Here is a 2,028-nt window from a genome sequence, read left to right on the forward strand (position 1 = left end):
TGACCTACACCTTCCCCTCGACCCACCAGGTCGAGAAGGTGTCGGTGCAGTTCCTGGCCGACGGCGGCACCAGCTGGGCGCAGACCTACCAGCTGCAGTACCAGGCCGCCGACAGCACGACCTGGACCGCGGTCCCCGGGTACGAGTCGGCCGTGGCGCTCGCGTCGCCGGCCGGAGGAACGGCTCCGACCCTGGTCGCGTCGTTCGCGCCCGTCACGGCCAAGGCCTTCCGCGTCGTGATGAACGCCTACGACAACACGCACCTGATCGTGGCTGAGACCAAGCTCTACGAGTCGGCCGCCTCGCCCGCCGCGGTCGCCACCCTGGGCGCCCTGCGCGTCGGCGGAGCCGGCATCGCCGGGTTCGACCCGGCCCGCACCTCCTACGCGGTCACCGTCGAGGGCACGGCGATGCCGGTGATCGGAGCAGTGGCGACCGACTCGGCGGCCACCGTGCGGATCACCCAGCCGACGACGGCGAACGGCGGAGTCGCGACCATCGCGGTCCGCGCGGCCGACGGCTCCGTCACCTCGACCACGACGGTGACGGTGACCCTGAAGGCGCCCGTCGCCCTCGCGGTCGCGGTCACGGCGACCACCCGCTGCATCGCCGGCAAGGTGACGCTCACCGTCGCGGCGAAGAACGAGTCCGGAGTGCCGGTCTCGATGACCATCGCGACGCCCTCCGGGTCGAAGCAGGTCACCGGAGTCGCGCCCGGCGCGAGCGGCAGCGCCGCGTTCACCACGCGCGCGGCCTCGGTGCCGGCCGGCCAGGCCACCGTCACCGCGACGGGCACGGTCGACGGTGAGCAGGTCACCTCGGTGGCGACGGGAGCGTACGCGGCCCGCAGCTGCTGACGCCCCCTCCGACACGGACCGCCTCCGCCCCTCCGGGGACGGGGGCGGTCCGTCGTTCATCGGGAGCGGCGCTGCGGGGGCGGCACGTCGCGGGATCCCGATGCGCCCGCGGCGCGGGCTACTCGATCAGCATGGATCCGTGCCGGTCGGGTGGCCGCACACCTCCGCGCCGGTGGAGCGACCGCGCACCCCCATGCCGGTCGACCGGCCGCGGCACGCGGAGTACCGAGACCCCGCTCAGTGCCCCGCGGCCGCCTCGTCGCGGGTGCGCAGGCGCGAGACGCCCATCACGACGGCCGCGATGACCAGACCCAGCACGAGGCCGAAGATCATCGAGACGAAGGTGTCGGCCAGCCACACGACGACCGGGCCCGCGCCCTCGACCGCGTGGGTGACGACGTGCACGAGGTCGTACGGACCGTGCCACACCGTCTCGGCGAGGTTCGCGACGACGAGGTGCCCGCCGACCCAGAGCATGGCGAGCGTCCCGATGATGCTGATCGCGCGGAACACGACCGGCATCGACGCGACGATCCTCGCCCCGGTGCGCCGCACGCCGCGGGCCGCGTTCTTCATCAGGCGCAGGCCCACGTCGTCGATCTTCACGAGCAGCGCGACGGCGCCGTAGACGAGCACGGTCATCCCGAGCCCGACGACCAGGAGCGCGCCGAGCGTGGGCCAGATCCCGAAGTCGGGGTCGAGGCCGTCGAGCGCGATCAGCATGATCTCGGTGCTCAGGATGAGGTCGGTGCGGATGGCGCCGAAGACGAGCTTCTTCTCGTCGCGCGCCTCCGTCTCGTGGCCGCCGTGCGAGACGCCGAACCACTCGAGCACCTTCTCCGCCCCCTCGAAGCAGAGGAACGCGCCGCCGAGGATCAGCAGGTACGGCAGCACCTGCGGCGCGAACGCCGAGAGCAGCAGCGCCAGCGGGATGATGATGACGAACTTGTTGAACAGGCTCCCCAGCGCGATCCGCCCGACCACCGGCAGCTCCCGCGCGGGCGTGAGGCCCTGCACGTACTGCGGGGTGACGGCCGCGTCATCGATCACGACGCCCGCCGTCTTGGCGCTCGCCTTCAGGGCGGCGGTGAGGATGTCATCGACAACCGCGAGAAGGCCGACCGACATGTGCGTCTCCTTGGAGGTCCGGGGTGAGAGGGCTCACAGTATC

At 72.3% G+C, this 2,028-nt stretch carries 1 protein-coding gene and 1 pseudogene; one reads left to right on the forward strand and one right to left on the reverse strand.

All coding sequences use genetic code 11. The features are described 5' to 3' along the window. Positions 1–857 (forward strand): annotated as a pseudogene (locus C5C63_RS17195) (hypothetical protein); the annotation flags it as partial. Between the two features lie 237 nt (positions 858–1,094). Here C5C63_RS17195 and C5C63_RS16585 read toward each other — a convergent pair. Beyond that, a complete protein-coding gene (locus C5C63_RS16585; protein WP_104223404.1) occupies positions 1,095–1,985 on the reverse strand; it encodes a DUF808 domain-containing protein in 891 nt (296 codons plus the stop codon). Positions 1,986–2,028 lie beyond the last annotated feature (43 nt).

The organism is Rathayibacter sp. AY1B8, assembly GCF_002932775.1.
Taxonomy (GTDB): domain Bacteria; phylum Actinomycetota; class Actinomycetes; order Actinomycetales; family Microbacteriaceae; genus Rathayibacter.

Bases quoted from the DNA above. Each gene is read 5' to 3' on its own strand.
- C5C63_RS16585 (WP_104223404.1), bottom strand. From the start codon at position 1,985: ATGTCGGTCGGCCTTCTCGCGGTTGTCGATGACATCCTCACCGCCGCC.